General features: G+C 74.1%; 16 protein-coding genes. 3 read left to right on the top strand and 13 right to left on the bottom strand.

Annotated elements, in window-relative coordinates; all coding sequences use genetic code 11:
- Positions 1-39: 39 nt before the first annotated feature.
- Positions 40-429 carry a LysM peptidoglycan-binding domain-containing protein gene (locus FB476_RS05790; protein ID WP_170233537.1) on the bottom strand — a complete coding sequence of 130 codons (390 nt, stop codon included), beginning with the start codon at positions 427-429 and terminating at the stop codon, positions 40-42.
- Positions 430-690: 261 nt separating this feature from the next.
- Between FB476_RS05790 and lexA the strand changes: the two genes are divergently transcribed.
- On the top strand, positions 691-1,413 hold the full coding sequence (lexA, locus tag FB476_RS05785) for a transcriptional repressor LexA (protein ID WP_141817940.1): 723 nt from the start codon (positions 691-693) through the stop codon (positions 1,411-1,413).
- 109 nt (positions 1,414-1,522) lie between these two features.
- Here lexA and FB476_RS05780 read toward each other — a convergent pair whose 3' ends face one another.
- The 4 genes from FB476_RS05780 to FB476_RS05765 all read right to left on the bottom strand — a co-directional run bounded on the left by FB476_RS05780 (position 1,523) and on the right by FB476_RS05765 (position 4,366).
- Entirely contained in the window at positions 1,523-1,855 is a 333-nt protein-coding gene (locus tag FB476_RS05780; protein WP_141817939.1) for a PRC-barrel domain-containing protein, read from the bottom strand.
- A 62-nt stretch (positions 1,856-1,917) separates the two neighbouring features.
- Positions 1,918-2,886: an NAD-dependent protein deacetylase gene (locus tag FB476_RS05775; RefSeq protein WP_420359350.1), complete on the bottom strand. Its 969-nt coding sequence runs from the start codon at positions 2,884-2,886 to the stop codon at positions 1,918-1,920.
- An 85-nt stretch (positions 2,887-2,971) separates the two neighbouring features.
- Positions 2,972-3,817: a universal stress protein gene (locus FB476_RS05770; RefSeq protein ID WP_141817938.1), complete on the bottom strand. Its 846-nt coding sequence runs from the start codon at positions 3,815-3,817 to the stop codon at positions 2,972-2,974.
- A 6-nt stretch (positions 3,818-3,823) separates the two neighbouring features.
- A complete protein-coding gene (locus tag FB476_RS05765) occupies positions 3,824-4,366 on the bottom strand; it encodes a hypothetical protein (RefSeq protein ID WP_202876912.1) in 543 nt (180 codons plus the stop codon).
- Positions 4,367-4,535: 169 nt separating this feature from the next.
- On the opposite strand from FB476_RS05765, the gene FB476_RS05760 reads away from it, so the two are divergent.
- A complete protein-coding gene (locus FB476_RS05760) occupies positions 4,536-5,477 on the top strand; it encodes a LysR family transcriptional regulator (RefSeq protein WP_141817937.1) in 942 nt (313 codons plus the stop codon).
- 4 nt (positions 5,478-5,481) lie between these two features.
- On the opposite strand, the gene FB476_RS05755 is transcribed toward FB476_RS05760, so the two are convergent.
- From FB476_RS05755 to rpsT, 5 genes are all read right to left on the bottom strand, one after another.
- Positions 5,482-7,824: a ComEC/Rec2 family competence protein gene (locus FB476_RS05755; protein ID WP_141817936.1), complete on the bottom strand. Its 2,343-nt coding sequence runs from the start codon at positions 7,822-7,824 to the stop codon at positions 5,482-5,484.
- 85 nt (positions 7,825-7,909) lie between these two features.
- Positions 7,910-8,965, bottom strand: a complete 1,056-nt coding sequence (locus FB476_RS05750) for a helix-hairpin-helix domain-containing protein (RefSeq protein WP_141817935.1) — start codon at positions 8,963-8,965, stop codon at positions 7,910-7,912.
- A 162-nt stretch (positions 8,966-9,127) separates the two neighbouring features.
- Positions 9,128-9,997 carry a DegV family protein gene (locus tag FB476_RS05745; RefSeq protein ID WP_141817934.1) on the bottom strand — a complete coding sequence of 290 codons (870 nt, stop codon included), beginning with the start codon at positions 9,995-9,997 and terminating at the stop codon, positions 9,128-9,130.
- Positions 9,998-10,007: 10 nt separating this feature from the next.
- Positions 10,008-12,923 carry a leucine--tRNA ligase gene (leuS, locus tag FB476_RS05740; protein WP_141817933.1) on the bottom strand — a complete coding sequence of 972 codons (2,916 nt, stop codon included), beginning with the start codon at positions 12,921-12,923 and terminating at the stop codon, positions 10,008-10,010.
- 213 nt (positions 12,924-13,136) lie between these two features.
- Positions 13,137-13,403, bottom strand: a complete 267-nt coding sequence (rpsT, locus tag FB476_RS05735) for a 30S ribosomal protein S20 (protein WP_141817932.1) — start codon at positions 13,401-13,403, stop codon at positions 13,137-13,139.
- A 266-nt stretch (positions 13,404-13,669) separates the two neighbouring features.
- On the opposite strand from rpsT, the gene FB476_RS05730 reads away from it, so the two are divergent.
- Positions 13,670-15,115 (top strand): cell wall-binding repeat-containing protein, encoded by a 1,446-nt coding sequence (locus tag FB476_RS05730; protein WP_141817931.1) that lies wholly within the window; start codon positions 13,670-13,672, stop codon positions 15,113-15,115.
- A gap of 124 nt (positions 15,116-15,239) precedes the next feature.
- Here FB476_RS05730 and holA read toward each other — a convergent pair whose 3' ends face one another.
- Genes holA through FB476_RS05715 form a run of 3 tightly spaced genes read right to left on the bottom strand, consistent with a single transcriptional unit; the run spans position 15,240 to position 18,867 of the window.
- Positions 15,240-16,211, bottom strand: coding sequence for a DNA polymerase III subunit delta (gene holA, locus FB476_RS05725; RefSeq protein WP_141817930.1), 972 nt, complete (start codon positions 16,209-16,211; stop codon positions 15,240-15,242).
- Complete coding sequence (locus FB476_RS05720; RefSeq protein ID WP_141817929.1) at positions 16,208-16,669, bottom strand: DUF952 domain-containing protein; 462 nt, start codon at positions 16,667-16,669, stop codon at positions 16,208-16,210. Before FB476_RS05720 ends, holA begins: the two co-directional genes overlap by 4 nt.
- Positions 16,666-18,867, bottom strand: coding sequence for an ATP-dependent DNA helicase (locus FB476_RS05715; protein WP_141817928.1), 2,202 nt, complete (start codon positions 18,865-18,867; stop codon positions 16,666-16,668). The genes FB476_RS05720 and FB476_RS05715 overlap by 4 nt, the downstream gene beginning before the upstream one ends.
- Between the last annotated feature and the right edge of the window lie 50 nt (positions 18,868-18,917).

Here is an 18,917-nt window from a genome sequence, read left to right as displayed (position 1 = left end):
CGGTCGGCCGGGGTGATCCCCGGCCCGCGCCCGGCCGGGTCAGCGCCCGTCGGGGATGACCAGCTCCTGGCCCACGGCGATGTCGGTGGTGCTCAGGCGGTTGGCCCGCTGGATGTCCACGATCGCCCGGTCGAGCGGACGGTCGGGCAGGTGCACGGCCGCGATCTGCGAGAGCGTCATGCCGGGCTCGACGACCACGGCGCTCGTGGCTCCGGCCGGGCTGAGCGAGCTCAGCAGCGAGGCCAGGGCGAGCAGCAGGACCAGCGCGGCGCCCGCGGTGGTCAGGGCCAGGCGACCGCGGCGCGTGATCCGCAGCGGGGCGGGGCGCGGTGCCCGCTCGCCCGCGGGGACGAGACGCAGGTGACCACCGGACCGGCGCGGAGCAGCACCCGACGGGGCGGGCAGGAAGTCGACAGCAGCGGTGCTCATGTGGGTCCTCCTCGGGATCCTCGGACGCGTGTGCGATAGCACGTCTGTGCTATGTCTAGCACGGATGTACGAGAAAGTCGACACGCCGGTCGAACAGGTGTTTGCCCGACGCGCTCCCGGCTCGTAGTGTGTGCTCATGTCAGGGACTTCATCACCGAGCACCGACACACCCGGTGGGACGGCCCGATGAAGACTTCTGACACCACCTCTGACCTGGCCTGACGGCCGGGACCTGGCAGCCAGAGAAGGCAGGGACGGACCATGGCGACCATCCACGAGATGCCGGACCGCGACGGCGGCGCCGAGCTCACCAACCGGCAGCGCCGCGTGCTCGCGGTGATCCGCGACTCGGTCGACGCGCGGGGCTACCCGCCGAGCCTGCGCGAGATCGGCGAGGCGGTGGGCCTGACCTCACCGAGCTCGGTCGCCCACCAGCTCAAGATGCTCGAGCGCAAGGGCTACCTGCGTCGCGACCCCAACCGTCCCCGGGCGATCGAGGTCGTCACGCCGGGCGGGACGGAGGGCTCGGGCTACCGCCGCTCCCCCGCGCCGGAGGAGGCCGGCACCCCCGAGGCCTACGACGAGACGGGCATCGGCGACGCCCGGCCGGAGGCGTCCTACGTCCCGGTCGTCGGCCGCATCGCCGCCGGCGGGCCGATCCTGGCCGAGGAGGCCGTCGAGGACGTCTTCCCGCTGCCGCGCCAGATCGTCGGTGACGGCGAGCTCTTCCTGCTCAAGGTGGTCGGCGACTCGATGGTCGACGCGGCGATCTGCGACGGCGACTGGGTCGTGGTCCGCCGCCAGCCCACCGCGGTCAACGGCGACATCGTCGCGGCGATGCTCGACAACGAGGCCACGGTCAAGACCTACAAGCGGCGCGACGACAAGGTCTGGCTGATGCCGCACAACCCGGCCTACGAGCCGATCGACGGCGACCACGCCGTCATCCTGGGCAAGGTCACCGCGGTCCTGCGCCGCGTCTGACCTGCGCGGAGGCGCACCGCACACGTCTGGCTGCCACCGGCAGGTGACGTCCTCCCGCTACCGCAACGCCGCCCCCACCTCGACCGGGGCGGCGTTGTGCTGTCCGGCGTCAGGCGGAGGGGGCCGGCCCGTCGTCGACCGCGTAGTACTCGAAGAGGTCCTGCTCCTCGTCCTCGGACAGGTGCCGGTCGCACGGGATGTCCGGCGCGTCCTTGATCATCGCGGTCGGGTAGGGCACCCGGATCTGGTCGTCGACGATCTCGGCGCTGGACAGCGGGACGAAGACCTTCCGTCCGCTGAACCGCCCGGTGCGGACGGTCACCCAGGCGGGCTCCCCCGTCTTGTTGTCGAGGTAGACCTGCCCCATGGCGCCCACCTTCTCACCGTCCTGGTCGACGACCTCTGCGTCGTACAGGGCGTTGAGCTGCTCCTGCGAGATCACGTGTCCTCCTGGCTCGATGGCCGCCGCGAGGACGGCCGTCTACGAGCACACCACATCGGTGGTCAGGACGCCAAGTCCGCACCCGGTGCGACGTCGGCGAGCAGGCGCGGGAGCACCTGGTCGAGCAGGCAGTCCAGCTGCACCACGGGCTCGCCGTCGCCCCGGGTCTCACCGCGGGTGACGACGGCGACGGGCTTGCCGTCGCGGGCGGCCCGCCGCACGAAGCGGTAGCCGCTCATGACCCGCAGGCTGGAGCCGAGGACCAGCAACGAGCGCGACCGCTCGAGCAGGTCGAAGGCCCGCTCGACCACCGGCTTGGGCACGGACCCGCCGAAGAAGACGACGTCGGGCTTGAGCGCGTCCCCGCCGCAGACCAGGCACCGCGGCGCCCGGAACGTGCGGACCAGCTCCTCGGGCAGGACGACGTCGCCGTCGGGCCGCACCTCGCCGGCGCCGGCCAGCCGGTCGAAGCCGGGGTTGGCGTCGGTCAGCCACGAGTGCACCTGCTCGCGGGTGGTCGGCTCCCCGCAGTCGAGGCAGACGACCCGGCCCAGGGAGCCGTGCAGCTCCAGCACGTCGGTGGCACCCGCGCGCTGGTGCAGGCCGTCGACGTTCTGGGTGATGACCCCCTCGACCAGCCCGGCCCGTTGCAGGCCGGCCACCGCGGCGTGCGCGGCGTTGGGGCGGGCGGCGGCGAAGCGCTCCCAGCCGCTGAACGCGCGGGCCCAGTAGCGCTGCCGCGCCTCGGAGGACCCGACGAACTCGCCGTGCTGCATGGGCCGCACCCGCCGCTGCCCGTCCGGGCCGCGGTAGTCGGGGATGCCCGACGCGGTCGACATGCCCGCACCGGTGAGGACGAGCACCCGGCTCTCGGCGACGAGGTCCCGCAGCACGGCATACCCCTCCTCGTCGAACGGCCCGGGCGGCGGGAGGGTGTGGGCGAGGTCGACCGGGCCGTCGAGCAGCGGCGGCGTGCTCCCGGCACCCGTCACGGGCTCGCCGAGGGCGCGCAGGTCGAGGGTCCGGTCCACCGTCCCATGGTGCCAGGAGGGACGGCGAAGGGCGCGACGTCGGGGGTCCGTCCCCGACGCCGCGCCCTGCCCGTGGGGAGGTCGCCTAGACGACGGCGACCGGGCATCCGGCGTACTCCACCACCGCGCAGGCGGTGGGTCCGCGGGCGACGACCAGCAGCTCCGAGCCGAGCGCGTGGTCGAGCAGGGCGGCGACCGGATGACGGTCGGTGGCGACCGCCACGACCCGCACCCGGGGGTATGCCGTCCGCCAGGGCGCGAGGCGCTCCTCCAGCTCGCGTTCGGCCCGGTCGGCGTGGTCGGACCAGACCTCGGCGATCGGGAGCTCGGTCCGGACCGCGTCGCCGGGGACGTGCCAGGGGGCGACGGCCACGACCGGGCGGTCGTCGCGGTCGGCCCGGGCCATCGCGGTGGCCAGCGCGCGCTCGACGTGGTCGCCCACGCCGTCGGTCACGTCGACCACGACCGGGGCGTCGGGCGCGACCACGCCCGGGTCCCACCCGCTGGGGACGATGACGGTCGGGGGGCCGTCGACGGTGGCGAGCCACCGGGCCGTCGACCCGAGCCGCAGGGTCCGGAAGCCGCCGGAGCCGCGGCGGCCCACCACGAGGGTGGCGCTGCCGGCCAGCTCGCCGTCGTCCTCGCCCGCCTCCATGACCTCGGCCGTGCGGACGAGGGCGGTGGCGGGGCCCTGGGCGGTCAGCACCTGGATGACCGGTCGGTCCCGGTCGACCCGGGCCACCTCCGAGGCGGCCCGCTCCAGGGTGGCCCGGCCGGCGGGTTCGTTGACGCCCCCGTCGTCGTGGACCAGCACCAGGGGCGCTCGGGACGACGCCGCCTCCGCGGCGGCCCAGGCCACCGCGGAGGCGTTGTTGGTCGATCCGTCCACGCCGACCAGTACCGGCCCGGGGGCCTGCACCGTGGCGCTCATCGCCGGTCAGCGCAGCCAGGACGGGGCGATCCGGGCCCACCAGGTGCCGAGCCCGAGGTAGTTGCGGGCCGCCGGGAGGGTGGCGATGACGATCATGACGATCGCGCCGGTGACGTGGTCGTCCAGGAACGGGTTGGTCGTGGTGGGCAGCGAGGCGAGGTACATGAAGGCGTACATCGCGGCTCCGCAGATGGCACCGACGCGGGCGCCCGCACCGAGGATCAGAGTGAGACCGATGCCCAGGAGGCCGGCCATGAAGAGGACGTCGACGACGCCGTTGCCGGCCATCGCGTTGAACATCCCGGCGAACGGGCCCTCGACGCCGGACAGGTAGCCGGTGGTCGGGGAGCCGCCGTTGACCACGGCGCGCTCGGCGGGGGTGGCGAAGCCGAGGCCGAACATCTTGTCGACGAACGCCCAGAGGAAGTAGAAGCCGAACGCGATGCGCATCACTCCGAGGAGGTAACCGCCCGCGGTCGGGAGGAAGTGCTTGCCCTCACCCACGACGTCAAGGTGGGGGTCCACGTGGATCTCGGTGCGCGTGGTCATGTCAGCCAGCTCCTTTGGTTGTTCCGTTGTGCTGCTGACTTCAGGTTCTCAATTTCCTACTACTCGTAGTAGAGGCCGAGGTCCGGACCTGGAGGGGACCTTCGTCCCGCCCTCGCAGAGCTGCCTGCGCAACTTCCCCCGGACCATTAGCAGCCCTTATGATCGCGGCATGCTTGATGCTGCCGGCCTTCGGGTGATGAAGGCGATCGCCGACGAGGGCACGTTCACCGCGGCCGCCCACGCCCTGGGCTACACCCAGCCCGCCGTGAGCCAGATGGTGCGCCGGCTCGAGGAGCGGACCGGCACCGTGCTGGTCGAGCGCGCCGGCCGCTCGGTGCGGCTGACCGAGGCGGGGCGGGTGCTGGCCCGGCACGCCCACGACATCCTCGAGGCCCTGGACAAGGCCGAGGCCGACATCTCCGCGATCGCCGGGCTGCGGCGCGGCGACGTGCGCCTCATGGCCTTCCCCTCCTCCTCCGCCACGCTCGTGCCCCGGGCGCTGGCCGCCCTGCGCGCCAGCCACCCGGCCATCACGGTGAAGTTCACCGAGGCCGAGCCGCCGGAGTCGCTGGCGGCGCTGCGCGCGGGCACCGTGGACCTGGCGGTGGCGTTCAGCTACGAGGGCACCGACCCCGGCCGCGGCGAGGACGACCTCGCGGGTCTGGAGGTCATCGACGTGCTCACCGACCCGGTGCAGCTGGTGCTGCCCAAGGACCACCCGCTCGCGGAGCGGAGCGAGGTCAACCTCGCCGACCTCGCCGCCGACCGCTGGATCGCGGGCTGTCCCCGGTGCCGTGGCCACCTGCTCTCGCTCGCCCACGAGGCGGGCTTCACCCCGGACGTGACCTTCGAGACCGAGGACTACGTCGCGGTGCTCGGCCTGGTCGCCGCCGGGCTCGGCGTCGCGGTGGCGCCCCAGCTCATCCTCCACTCGGTCTCCCACCCCGACGTGGTCGTCCGCCCGGTCTCCCCGCCGTCTCGCCGCGTGGTGCAGATCGTCACCACGCCGGACCTCATCCGGGTGCCGGCCGTCGCGGTCACGATCGAGGCGCTGCGCAAGAGCGCCCAGGAGCTGCAGGCGCGCGAGCTCGAGCAGTCGTCGGCCGGCTGAGCGCTCAGCCGTCCCGGCGGTGCACGACGAGGCCGGCCTCGTCGCGGCTGACCGCGACGTCGCCGTCGAGGTCGGTGCGCAGCACCACCATGCCGGCTGAGCGCAGCAGGTCGAGGGTGCGGGGCGCCGGGTGCCCGAAGGTGTTGTCCGCCCCGACCCCGATCAGCGCGACCTCGGCCCGGGTGCCGGTGACCAGGGCGGCGTCCTGCGCGGCCGAGCCGTGGTGGGCCACCTTGAGCACGTCGTAGTCACGTCCCTGCACCATCTGCCGGACCCGGCGTGCGGCCTCTGGCTCGATGTCGCCCGTCAGCAGCAGCCGGGTGCCGTCGACGGTGACGTCGAGCACGAGGCTGCCGTTGTTGGCGGGCGAGCCGCCCTCCACCGGTCGGTCGCCCGGCGAGACCACCTCGACCAGGGCCGCTCCGACCTCCAGGACATCACCGGCCGTGAGCTCGACCGTCGGCACGCCGGCACGCGTCAGGTCGGCGAGCGTGGCGGCCGAGACGTCCGGCGGGTCCCGGACGGGGCTCACGTAGGCGCTGCTCACGCTCGCGACGTCGAGCACCCCGTCCAGCCCGCCGGTGTGGTCGCTGTGGAAGTGCGTGAGGACCAGGGCCTCGACCCGCTCGACGCCGAGGTCGCGCAGGCAGCGGGTCACCGGAGCGGGGTCCTGGCCGGTGTCGACGACGAGGGCAGCGCCGGGGCCGGTCCGGACGACGAAGGCGTCGCCCTGCCCGACGTCGCAGCCGGCGACCACCCAGCCCGGTGGCGGCCAGCCGGCAGAGCCCGGGGCGGGCCAGAGCAGGCCGGCCACCACCCCGAGGAGCGCGCAGCCCTCCCACGGCCGGCGCCGCAGCCGGTCGCGCCACCAGGGACCGGTCACGAGTGCCGCGACGGTGAGGGCGGCCAGCAGGAGGGCCCCGGCCGGCCCGTCGACCCAGTCCACCGTGCCGTGCGGGACGTCCGCGCCCGCTCGGGCGATGCGCCCGAGCAGCTCGGCGGGCACCGCGGCGGCCCAGGCCAGCAGGGTCGCCAGCGGCAGCGACAGGGGCGAGACGACCGCGGCGAGCACGCCCAGCACGGTCGTGGGGGCGACGAGCGGTGCGGCGAGCAGGTTGGCCAGGACGGCGACGAGCGGGATGCTGCCCTGCAGCAGCACGATGACCGGCGCGCAGGCGACCTGAGCCGCGAGGGGCACGGCGAGCGCGTCGCCCACGACGGCGGCCCGCGGCGGCAGCCGGGAGGCGAAGGCGTCGCCCCAGGGCCGGCACCAGACGACCAGGCCGAGGGTGGCGAGCGTGGACAGGGCGAAGCCGTAGGAGCGTGCCAGCCACGGGTCCACGCACAGCAGACCGAGGACCGCTGCCCCGAGAGCGGGAAGGCTGGTGCGGCGGCGCGCGGCGGAGAGCGCGAGCAGACCCACGGAGCCCATCACGGCCGCCCGCATCACCGAGGGCTCCGGCCGGCAGAGCAGCACGAACCCGCCGAGCCCCAGCAGCACGATGGGTGTCCGCCAGCGCAGCGGGACACCCACGGCCGCGACCAGCACGGCGACCGCGCCGGTCACCAGCGCGACATTGCTGCCGCTCACGGCCGAGAGGTGGGTCATGCCCGTCGCCCGCATGTCCTCGGTGAGATCGGGCGGAGTGAGCGAGGTGTCGCCGATGACCAGCCCGGGGACCAGGCCTCGGGCGTCCGCCCAGACCGGGTCGACGGCCTCGCGGAAGCGGTCCCGCACGTGGTCGGTGGCCCTCAGCACCCGGCCGGGGGCCGCCGTCGTGACCGGCGCACCTCGCGGCACGAGGACGGCGACCGAGCGCTCACCCGGGTCCGTCGGCCGCAGCCGGCCCTCGGCCCTGATCGTGCTGCGCCAGCGCAGGTCCTCCCAGCCTTCCCCTGCGCCGGCAATCACGACGACCGGGGAGGCCGTGCGCGCTTCCTGCCCGCGGGCCGTGATGGTGCGCAGGCGCAGCTCGAGCACGACCAGCGGTTCGCGCTCGTCGCCCCGGCTGATCACCCGCGGCTCCGTCGTCACGGTGGCCGTGACGGTGGCGACCGCCCGCTGCTCCGCCCAGGCCGCCACCGGTCCGGCCCGGTCCCGCGCGACGTGGGCACCGCCGGCGAGGCAGACCAGCGCAACGGCGGCCAGCGCCAGCGCGACCTGGCCACGGACGACCTCGCTGCGTGGACGGGCAGATCGAGCGACGCCGGCCGCCAGCACCGCGGCGGCCGCGCCGACCGCGACGAGCACGATGGGCGGCCGAGGCACGAGCGCCACGAGGACCGCCCAGGCGACGAGGGCGGGGAGGACCAGCCGCAGGTCGAGCCGGGCCTCCTCGCCGCCCACAGGCACGTCCTCGGGCGACCTCGTGCCGGGAGCGGAGGCATGGTCGTCGACGGCGATGTCACCGGTCCGCCGCCGCCCGCCACGGTCAGCCACCGACGATCACGAGCGGCTCGAGCCTGGCCAGGGTTCGCTCCCCGATCCCGCTGATCTCGATCAGCTCGTCGACGCTGGAGAACCCGCCGTGCTCCTCGCGCCAGGCCAGGATCTGCCCCGCCGTGACCGGCCCGATGCCCGGCAGCTCCTCGAGGTCGGCCTGCGACGCGGCGTTGAGGTCGAGGGGCGCGGCGGGACCGCCTGCGCCCACCGACCCACCCGCGCCGCCGGCACCACCTCCCCCGGGCCCGGCGCCCGGCAGGGGTCCGGGCGCCACGGGTGGCTCCTCCCCCGGGCGACCGACCCAGACGCGCTCGCCGTCGACCAGCTGGCGGGCGAGGTTGAGCGTCGACTGGTCGGCGGCGTCGGTGAGGCCGCCGGCCGCCCGCACTGCGTCCACGACCCGCGACCCGGCCGGCACGGAGACCACGCCGGGCTCGTGCACCTGCCCGGCCACGTGGACGACCAGGTGCGGCTGCTGGACGGCGTGGGTCGACGCCTCCCCGGCGGCCTCGCCCGTCTCCTCAGGAGAGTCCCCGGACACCTCGGCCGCTGCAGCGGTGCCGGCGCCCTCGCTCCCACCGTCCCCCGCACCACCCTCGCCCACCGCGCCCTCGACGGCCGGCCCCTCGTCGGCACCGCCGGCCGTCTCTGCCGTCGCGACCCGCTCCGCGGGCGTGGCGACCGCGACGCGCGTGGCCCACAGCCACCGACCGCCCAGCACGAGCACCGCGACCACGGCGAGGACCAGCAGCCCGCGCACGGCTCCTGTCCCGACCCGGAGCTCGGTCGAGCGCAGCGACCCGGGAAGGCTGACCAGGGGGACCCGCGCGTCGCGGTGCCTGCCCCGGACCGGTCCGTCGACCACCCCGGCGACGTCCTGCCCCGGGGGGTCACGCTCGAGGTCGTCATGGACGTCCTCCTCGAGAACCTCCTCCTCCACGGCCGGCGTCCGCCCGGACCTGTCCGCGAGGTCGGTCCCGCTCCGCAGCAGCAGGTCGAGCCGGTCCGGTGGTGGCTCGGGGATGCGCCTGGGCCGCGTGCTCATGCTCCCGACCGTAGGGACGCCCCGGCCGGTGCAGCAGCCCGCGCACGACGACTGTGGACGACACCCGACGACGACGACGCGGTGTGGACCCAGCGTGCGGCCGACGGCGCCTCAGCGGCTCAGGCGCTGCACCAGGTGCCTCTCTCGGCCGGTCGGCGCGACCTATCGCGGCTCGGGAGCGACGACCACACCCAGCGTCCCGGGCCCCGTGTGCACGCCGACGACCGGGTCCAGCTCGGTCACGAGCGGTTCGAGCCCGGTGCGCTCCTGCAGGGTCCCCGCGAGGTCGGCGGCAGCCTCGGCCGCCCCCAGCTCGTGCACGGCCATGCGCACCTCCAGCCCCTCGGCCCGCGCCTCCTCGACGGCGGCCGCGGCCCGGTCGACGAGCCGTGCCAGCGCCTTGGCCCGGGTCCGCACCCGCTCCTCCGGGTGCACCTCGCCGTCGCGCAGCGTCAGCAGCGGCTTGATCGCCAGCGCCGAGCCCACGAGGGCGGCCGCCCGCCCGATCCGGCCACCGCGCCGCAGGTGCTCGAGGGTGTCGACGTAGAACCACGTCCGGCTCGCGGCGGCGTGCCGGGACACCACCTCGGCGACGTCGGCCGCCCCCGCCCCGGACGCGGCGGCCTCGGCCCCCGCGCACACGGCATACCCCAGGGCCATGCCGAGCACCCGCGAGTCGACGACCTCGACGGTCAGCTCGCCCGCGAGCTCGTCGCGCGCCAGCTCGGCCGCCTCGACGGTGCCGCTGACGGCGCCGGACAGGTGCGCGGAGACGATCGTGTCCGCGCCGGTCCGCTCGGCCACGTCCCGGTAGGCGTCGACGAACTCACCAGGCGATGGCCGGGAGGTCGACATCCGCGCGCTGCTCGTCGCGAGGATGTCGGCGACCTCCGCCGGCGTGATCTCGCGCGCCTGCACGGTGCCGCGCCCGCTGACCGTGACGTGCAGGGGCACGACGGCCACGCCGAGCCGCTCCGCCGTGCCCCGGGGCAGGCAGGCGGTGGCGTCGGTGACCAGCTGGGTGCGCGACATCCGCGTCGGCTCAGACGACGATGTTGACCAGGCCGGGGGCACGCACGACGACCTTGCGCACCGGGGCCCCGTCGATGAACGACTGCACCCGCTCGCTGGCCAGCGCCAACTCCTCCAGGGCCACCGCGTCGATGTCGGCCGCGACCTCCAGCCGGTCGCGGACCTTGCCGCGCACCTGCACGACGCAGACGACGGTGTCCTCGACCAGCTTGGCGGGGTCGGCCTCGGGGAAGGGCGCGGTGGTGACCGACCCCTCGTGGCCCAGGCGCGACCACAGCTCCTCGGCGATGTGGGGGGCGACCGGCGCGACCATCTGCACCAGCGGCTCCACGGCCGCACGCGGCGCACGGTCCAGCTTGGTCAGGTGGTTGTTCAGCTCGATCATCTTGGCGATCGCGGTGTTGGTCCGTAGCGCCTCGTAGTCGGCCCGGACGCCGTCGATCGTGCGGTGCAGCGCCTTGTCGGTCTCGTCGTCCAGCGGCGTGTCGACCACGACGACCTCGCCGGTCTCCTCGTCGATGACGTTGCGCCACAGCCGCTGCAAGAAGCGCATCGAGCCGACGACCGCGCGGGTCTCCCACGGGCGGTACTGCTCCAGCGGGCCCATCGACATCTCGTAGACGCGGAAGGTGTCGGCGCCGTACTGCTCGCACATCTCGTCGGGCGTGACGACGTTCTTCAGCGACTTGCCCATCTTCCCGTACTCCTGGGTGACGGGCTCGCCCTTCCACGTGTAGGTCGGGGCGCCGCCGTCGGGGGACGGGTGCTCCTCGACCTCGGCGGCGGGCACCGGGAAGCCGCGGGAGTCGCGGTAGACGTAGGCCTCGATCATGCCCTGGTTGATCAGGCGGCGGAACGGCTCCTCGGAGGAGACGTGGCCCAGGTCGTACAGGACCTTGTGCCAGAAGCGGGAGTACAGCAGGTGCAGCACCGCGTGCTCGACACCACCGACGTACAGGTCGACGCCGCCCGGGTCGACGGCACCCGCCGGGGCGCCGGCGACCGGCGCCGGGCGCGGGCCGATCCAGTAGCGCTCGACGGCCGGGTCGACCAGGGCCTCGTCGTTCGCCGGGTCCAGGTAGCGCAGGTGGTACCAGCAGGAGCCGGCCCAGTTGGGCATGGTGTTGGTCTCGCGGCGGTACTTCCGCACGCCCCGGCCGTCACCCAGGTCCAGCTCGACCTCGACCCAGTCGGTGGCGCGGGCCAGCGGCGCCTCCGGAGAGCTCTGGGAGTCCTCGGGGTCGTAGGTCTTCGGGCTGTAGTCGGGCACGTCCGGCAGCTCGATCGGCAGCATGGAGTCGGGCACGGTGTGCGCCACGCCCTCCTCGTCCCAGACGATCGGGAAGGGCTCGCCCCAGTAGCGCTGCCGGCTGAACAGCCAGTCGCGCAGGCGGTAGGTGACCGTCTCCTGCCCCAGGCCCTTGTCGGCCAGCCAGGCGATGATCCGGGCCTTGGCCTCGGCGACCCCCAGGCCGTCCAGGCTGATCTCGTCGTTGGAGGAGTTGATCGCCGGGCCGTCGCCGGTGAACGCCTCGTCCTCGGGGTGACCCTCCGTCGGCTGCACGGTGCGCACGATCGGCAGGCCGTAGGCCTGCGCGAAGTCCCAGTCACGGGTGTCCTGGCCCGGCACCGCCATGATCGCGCCGGTGCCGTAGCCCATCAGCACGTAGTCGGCGACGAAGACCGGGATCTTGGCGCCGTTGACCGGGTTGGTGGCGAAGGCGCCGGTGAAGACACCCGTCTTGGACTTGGCATCGGCCTGGCGCTCCACGTCGCTCTTGGTCGAGGCCATCCGCTGGTATGCCGTGACCGCGGTGCGCGGGTCGGGCGCGCCATCGGTCCATCGCGGGTCGGTCCCGTCCGGCCAGGCGTCCGGCACGACCTGCTCCAGGGCCGGGTGCTCCGGGGCGACGACCATGAAGGTGGCGCCGAACAGCGTGTCGGGGCGGGTGGTGAAGACCTCCAGCGGCCAGACGCCCGCCTCGGTCGTGGGCACGTCGAAGCGCACGGTGGCGCCGGTGGAGCGGCCGATCCAGTTGCGCTGCATCAGCTTGACCTTCTCCGGCCAGTCCAGCCGGTCCAGGTCGTCGGTCAGCCGGTCGGCGTAGGCGGTGATGCGCATCATCCACTGGCTCAGGTTGCGCTTGAACACCGGGAAGTCGCCGCGCTCGGACTTGCCGTCGGCGGTGACCTCCTCGTTGGACAGCACCGTGCCCAGGCCGGGGCACCAGTTGACCGGCGCCGCCGAGACGTAGGCCAGGCGGTAGTTGTCCAGGACGGCCGCACGCTCCGGAGCGCTCAGCTCGGCCCACGGCCGGTCGTCAGGGGTCTGCCGCTCGCCCGCCTCGAACTGGGCGACCAGCTCGCTGATCGGGCGGGCCCGGCCGGTGCCGCGGCCGCTGCGCGACGGCGCCTCCGGGTCGTACCAGGACTCGTAGATCTGGGTGAAGATCCACTGGGTCCAGCGGTAGTAGCCAGGGTCGATGGTGGCGAAGCTGCGACGCTTCTCGTGCCCCATGCCCAGGCGGCGCAGCTGGCGGCGGTAGACCTCCATGTTGCGCTCCGTGGTGACGCGCGGGTGCTGCCCCGTCTGCACGGCATACTGCTCGGCCGGCAGGCCGAAGGCGTCGAAGCCCATGGTGTGCAGGACGTTCATCCCGGTGGTGCGCGCGAAGCGCGCGTGCACGTCGGTCGCGATGAAGCCGAGCGGGTGCCCCACGTGCAGCCCCGTGCCCGAGGGGTAGGGGAACATGTCCATGATCATGCGGTGGCCGCGCTCCAGGCGCGGGTCGTCGGGCTCGGCCCAGGGACCCGCGGGGTTGGCCGAACGGAAGACGTCGTCGGCCTCCCAGCGATCCTGCCAGCGCGCCTCGATCTCGTTGGCCAGCTCGGCGGTGTAGCGGTGCTGCGGGATCCGCTCGCTCATTCGTCCTAGTCCTTCGTCTGCTCGTGCTCGTGCGGGGTTCTCGGTGCACAAAAAAGCCCCTCGGGCAGAGGGGTGAGCCGCGCTGGGTCGTGCGTCGTCAGCGCGGCTGCGTAAGGAGGAGCACGCAACGGGTCGTCATGATTCACCGATGGTAGCGCACAGGGCGCCCACCCCCGATGGGGATGAGCGCCCTGTGTCGGCCCTGCTCGGTGCTCAGGCGCCGAGCGAGTTGAACTTCTTGGCCATGGCCGACTTCTTGTTGGCGGCCTGGTTCGCGTGGATGACGCCCTTGGAGACGGCCTTGTCCAGCTTCTTGGAGGCCACCTTCAGCGCGTCCTCGGCCTGGGCGCGGTCACCGGTCTCGGCAGCCGCGCGGAAGCGGCGGATCCAGGTGCGCAGCTCGGACTTGTAGGCCCGGTTGCGCTCGGTGCGCTTGGCGTTGGTCTTGACGCGCTTGATCTGGGACTTGATGTTTGCCACGAAGTAGTCTTCCTGCTCAGTCGTTGGTCTGGTGTCGTAGAGGGCGACGACCGCGCCTCGGCCGATTGCGGCGTGGGGGTGCCCTGGGCGAGGCCGGGGCGCGGGTACTGCTTGCGTTGCGCGCACGACCAGGCGCGCACGCGGCTCCTCAATCTACCAGCGCCGAGCCCCTGCCCCAAGTCGGCAGAGGTATCCCGGGCGCAGATCAGCCCTCCTCACCGGTGACGCCCACCGCGGGCGCACATCCGTACCGGAAGGACTGACCGATGCATGCACGGGGTATGCGGCGGCGCAGCGCAGCGCTGACCGCGATGGCCACGGGGGTGGCCGGGTTGCTGGCGACGCCCGCAGCGCTGGCGGCGACGCTCGAGAGCTACGCGATCACGGGGGTGCAGTTCATCAACGCGGACTGCAGCCGCAACGAGTACGTCGTGACGAGCACCGTCACCGGCGTGACCGACGACGGGGGCGGTTTCGACAAGATCCGGGTCGAGGTGTGGGACGACGGTGAGCTGAAGGACTTCCGGGTCCGCGAGGTCCAGGTCGGCACGACGGTGTCGCTGACCACCTTCCTCTCCTTCGTAGGGACCTACGGAGGGGGCGCCCCGGGTGTCGGCATCGTCCTGGCCGAGGCCGACGCGGCCGGCGAGAACATCGGTTATCTCGCCGCCGAGGACCCGTACTTCCCAGACGACGTCGACGGCCCGTGCAGCTTCGACGTCGAGCGCATCGGCGGGCCCACCCGGATCGAGACCGCGGCGATGCTCTCGCAGCAGAAGTTCGTCACGGCCGACACCGTGCTCGTGGCGTCCAGCAAGGCCTTCCCGGACGCCCTGGCCGCCGCGCCCTGGGCCGCCCAGCTGGGTGGCCCGCTGCTGCTGAGCAACCCCGGAGGCCTCCCGGCCGCCGCGCGGGACGAGCTCCAGCGGCTCTCGCCCTCCACGGTCCACGTCATCGGCGGTCCCGTGGCGCTGAGCGAGCAGGTGCTCACCGACATCCGTGCGGCGCTGCCCGCGGCGACCGTGGAGCGGGTGGCGGGGGCCGACCGTTGGGCGACCGCCGCGGAGATCGGCGAACGGGTCCTGCAGGACAGCACGCCGGAGGTCTTCCTCGCCTCGGGCGAGGACTTCCCCGACGGGCTCGTCCTGAGCGCCCTGGCAGCTCGCCACCAGGCGCCGCTGCTGCTCGTCCGGGCGGGGAGCGTGCCCTCGGCGACCGCCTCGGCCCTGGCCACCATCGACTTCGACGAGGTCTATGCGGCAGGCGGGACGGAAGCCATCTCGGACGAGGTGCTCACGGAGGCCGCGGGCGGCGCCCCGGTGACCCGCTGGGCGGGGGCCGACCGCTACGGGACCGCGGCTGCGATCCTCGCGCAGTTCCCGTCCGAGGGACGCGTGCTGGTCGCCTCGGGCGAGGACTTCCCCGACTCGCTCTCCTCGGTGCCGGTCGCGGCCCGGACCGGCGCCGGAGTGGCGCTGACCCGGCCCGACGCAGTGCCGGCCGGGGTCCTCAGCGAGATCGAGCGTCTCGTCGGCGGCTGGCCGTTCCCGCTGGTCACGATCGTCGGCGGTGAGGTCGCCGTGAACCCCTCGGTCGAGGACGAGCTGCGCGGTGTGGTGGGTTCGACGTCGGAGGCGGCCCGCGACGCAGCGGCCCGGTCGGGCGAGCAGACCCGCCCGACGGCGACGAGCAGCAACCTGCCGGCCGACTGACCGCAGCGACGCAGCACCCGAAGCCCCCTGCCCGGGGCGGGCCCGGCCCGCCCCGGGCAGGGGCACGTCACGGGACGGTCCGCGGACGCGAGCCTCGACCCGGCCGGCGGGCGTCCGCGGCTCCTCAGCCGTTGCGCGCCCGGCACACCTCGAGCACGGCCCGCTCGACGGCGTACTCCGGGGACCGGACCGCGGACTCGGTGCGGAGGCCGCCCTTGACGTCGACGTCGGCGCGGGCCACCGCCTGGATCGCGCGGCCGAGCCGCACGCCGTCCCAGCCCTGGGCGACGCGGCGGGCCTGGTCGACCTGCCACGGAGCCATGCCGAGGTCACGGGCCAGCGAGCCGCTGCTCCCCCGGCCGGCCGCGGCCACCTTGCCCACCTGGCGCAGCTGCATCGCCAGCACCGCGACGATCGGCACGGGATCGAGGCCGCCGAGCATGGCGTGGCGCAACAGGCGGACGGCGGTGGCCTCGTCGCCGGCCAGCGCGGCCTCGGCGACCTTGAAGCCGGTCGTCTCGACGCGCTCGCCGTAGTAGGTGGTGACGTCGTCGACGTCGATCACGCCCTCGACGTCGCGGGCGAGCTGCTCGCAGGCGCCGGCGAGCTCGCGCAGGTCCTTGCCGACCGCGAGCACGAGGGCGGCGACCGCCTCCTCGGTGATGCGGCGCCGGGCGTCCTTGAACTCCTTCTTGACGAAGCCGTGCTTGTCGGCCTCGGTCTTGAGGGCCTTGGCCTCGATGACGCGGGCGTCGCGCTTGCGCAGGGTGTCGAGCACCTTCTTGGCGCGGTTGCCGCTCTTGTGCCGCACGACCAGGGTGACCCCGTCGGCGGGCTGCGCGAGGTAGCCGAGCAGGTCGTCGACGAGCGCGTCGTCGGCCTCGTCGAGGTCGTGGACGACGATGATCGTCCAGCCGCCGAAGAGGCTGGGGCTGGCGTGCACGAAGAGCTCTCCGGGCGAGTAGGAGGAGGCGTGCAGGCGGACGACCTCGGCCTCGGGCTCGACGGCGCGCACCGCGTCGACCACGGTGGCCACGCCACGCTCGGCCAGGATCTCCTCCGGCCCGGTGACGAGGGCCAGCTCCGGTGCGCTCACGTGACCACCCTGCCATCGCCGTCCGACAGCTCGGGGCCCTGGGCGCTCTCCCAGGGGCCGAGGTCCAGCCAGCCCTTCTCGACCGCCGCCGGCCGGGTGCGGGTGACCGCGGAGACGGGCAGCGGTCCGTAGAGGTGCGGGAAGAGGGGCGAGCCCGGGTCGGTCGGGTCGCCGGGCTCCACGCGCACCTCGACCCCCTCCCGGGCCAGCACGGCCGGGTCGATCTCCAGCACGACGAGGGGCTCCGCGACGCGGGAGTAGAGGAGCTTGGCCACCGCGGGCAGCTGCTCGGGGTAGGAGGCGTGGATGAAGCCGACCTCGGCCAGCGTGGCCCCGCGCGTCGAGCGCTCGTAGCGACCCACGCGCTGCGCCTCCTCCCAGTGGGCGACCTCCGCGAGGTGCCACATCGGGCGGTCGGTGGTCGACGTGCCGTCGGGCGGGGTGGCGTCGTCGCTCATGCGGGGACCTCCAGGCCGAGCTGGTTGATGCGGGCGGTGACGAGGTCGGGGGCGAGCTCGAGGTGGGAGGCCAGCTCCTCGACGGTCACGCCGGCCTCGAGCCCGTCGCGCAGCTCCTCGTCCTGGTCGTCGGTCCAGGCGTGGCCCCCCGTGACCGCGGTGCGGGGCGAGCGCGCGACCGGCACGGGACCGGGCGAGGTGAGCGGCGCGCCGCCGAGACCGCGGGCGGCCGGTGCCGCGACGGGCACGACCTCGGGCGCGATGGCGTCGAGGCGCTCAAGGGCCTGCAGCACGAGCGCGCGGTCGCTGGTCGGCCAGAACGGCGGCAGCGACTTCTGCAGGAAGGGGGCGTAGCGGGCCCGCATCATGCGCGAGTCGAGGAAGGCCACGACCCCGCGGTCGTCCCCCCGGCGCACCAGGCGCCCGGCGCCCTGGGCGAGGCGCAGCGCGGCGTGCGTCGCCGAGACCGCCATGAAGCCGTTGCCACCCATCCTGGCGATGGCCTCGGTGCGGGCCGAGGACAGCGGGTCGTCGGGCCGCGGGAACGGGATGCGGTCGATGATGACGAGCTGGCAGGCCGGGCCGGGCACGTCGACGCCCTGCCACAGCGACATCGTGCCGAAGAGGCTGGTGCGGGCGTCGGAGGCGAACTGCCGCACGAGCGTGGGCATCTGGTCGTCGCCCTGGCAGAGCACCGGGATGTCGTCGTCGGCCAGCCGGCGGCGCATCTCCTCGGCGGCCGCCTCGGCCGCTCGCCGGGAGCTGAAGAGGCCCAGGGTGCGCCCGCCGGCCGCACGGACCAGCGCCTCGATCTCGTCGAAGACGACCGGCGCCGCGCCGTCGCGGCCGGGCGGCGGCAGGTGCGCGGCGACGTAGGCGATGGCCTGCTGCGGGTAGTCGAACGGCGAGCCGACGTCGAGGCCCTCCCACCGCGGCGACCCCGGGCCGCGCAGCCCGAGGGTGCCCGCCACGGCGTCGAAGGTGCCGCCGAGCTCGATGGTCGCCGAGGTGAGCACGACCGTGCGGTCGGTGAAGATCTTGTCGCGGACCGCCATCGCCACGCTCATCGGCGCGACGCGCAGCACGGGGCCGCGGCGCAGGTCCTGGGTCAGCCAGACCACGTCGAGCTGGCGCTGCTCGAGGATCCGGCCCGCGGTGTCGTGGACCTCCTCGACCGAGGCGATGGCCAGCTGGGTGCCGCCGTCCACCTCGGCACCCTTCTCGGGCTTGAGGTCGGAGAGGGTGTCGCGCGCCGCGTCGCGCACCAGCTGCAGGGTGGTCGTCAGCCGCTCGGGCAGGTGCACGACCCGCCCCTCGGACAGGTCGGCCAGGGTGTCGGCGAGCAGGTCGACGGTCTCGGCCAGCCGACCCGCGGCGTCGCCCCGACCGGCCCGCCTGGCCGCCACCGAGACGGACCCGGAGGTGAGCTCGTCGGTCACGGTCGAGGTGATCCGGTCGGTCAGCTCGTGCGCCTCGTCGATGATGAGCAGGTCGTGCTCGGGCAGCATGAAGCGCCCCTCGAAGGCGTCGATCGCCATGAACGAGTGGTTGGTGACGATGACGTCGACGTCGCGCGCCGCCTCGCGCGAACGCTCGACGAAGCACTCCGCCACGACCGGGCAGCGCCCGCCCAGGCACTCCTGCGCGGTGACCGACACCTGCCGCCAGGCGCGGTTGCTCACGCCCGGCACGAGCTCGTCGCGGTCGCCCGACTCGGTGATCTCGGCCCACTCGCGCAGCCGGAGCACCTCCTCCCCCAGCCGGGAGCGCTCGCGGTCGACGCTGCCCATGCTGAGCAGGGTGTCCTCGTCCTCGTCCGGGAACCCGCCGACGAGCTTGTGCTCGCACAGGTAGTTGGACCGGCCCTTGACCAGCGCGAAGGTGGGTCGCCGGCCGAGCAGCGGCGCCAGCGCGTCGGCGATGCGGGGCAGGTCGCGGTCGACGATCTGCGCCTGCAGCGCCAGGGTGGCGGTGGCGACCACGGCGGGCTTGCCGGTGCGCATCGCGTGGGCGATCGCCGGCACGAGGTAAGCCAGCGACTTGCCGGTGCCGGTGCCCGCCTGCACGAGCAGGTGCTCCTCGGTCTCCACGGCGCGCTCGACGGCGTGGGCCATCCGCACCTGCCCGGGGCGCTCGGCGCCACCGACGGCGGCCACCGCGGCGGAGAGCAGCGTGTCGAGGTCGGGGACGGACGGCATGCGTTCAGGGTATGCGGTGCCGCACGCTGCGAGCGCCTCCTTCCACAGCG

The sequence above is a fragment of the Ornithinimicrobium humiphilum genome (genome assembly GCF_006716885.1).
GTDB classification, from domain to species: domain Bacteria; phylum Actinomycetota; class Actinomycetes; order Actinomycetales; family Dermatophilaceae; genus Ornithinicoccus; species Ornithinicoccus humiphilus.
The sequence above is the reverse complement of the archived record's forward strand: the minus strand, read 5'-3'. Positions and strand labels throughout refer to the sequence as shown.